Source organism: Mycobacterium sp. 852002-50816_SCH5313054-b (assembly GCF_001667185.1).
Taxonomy (GTDB): Bacteria; Actinomycetota; Actinomycetes; order Mycobacteriales; family Mycobacteriaceae; genus Mycobacterium.
The window spans coordinates 1-583 of sequence record NZ_LZIC01000040.1; the positions used below are offsets into that span (position 1 = coordinate 1).

1 protein-coding gene is annotated in these 583 nt (G+C 64.3%); it reads right to left on the bottom strand.

From position 1 onward, the window contains the following. Positions 1-583, bottom strand: a 583-nt coding sequence (locus A5787_RS07875) for a class I SAM-dependent methyltransferase (protein ID WP_066964173.1), incomplete at both ends; no start/stop codon positions are given.

The following is a 583-nucleotide window of genomic DNA, read 5'->3' on the forward strand; positions in this document are numbered from 1 at the left end:
AGTGTGAACTGGCCGACGCTGCTGATGCCCTTGAGGAAGAAGTTCTCGCACCCAGTCAAATAGTGCATATAGCGGTCGTAGACCTCTCGGGACTGGATCGCGATCGCCTGGTCCCTGTTGGCCTCGAGCGCGGTGGCCCACGTTTCCAGGGTCCTCGCGTAGTGGAGCCGCAGCGACTGGACGCGCGTGATCTTGAAGCCGGCCTCCTCCGCGTGCTCCTCGACCGACGGGATCGTCGGCAGCCAGCCGCCCGGGAAGATCTCGGCCAGGATGAACTGGGTGAAGTGAACGACTTCGTGGGTCAGCGGAGTGCCCTGCGCCCTGGCCTCTTTGAATGTCGGACGCGTGATGGTGTGCAGCATCATGACGCCCTCGGCCGGCAGCACCCGGTGGGCCATCTTGAAGAAGTGGCCCCAGCGCTGGCGGCCGAAGTGCTCGAAGGCGCCGATGGAGACGATGCGGTCGACCGGCTCGTCGAACTTCTCCCAGCCCTCCAGCAGCACCCGCGTCGAGCGGTTCGTGTCCATCTGGTCGAACATCTTCTGCACGTGGTCGGCCTGGTGCTTCGTCAACGTCTGGCCAA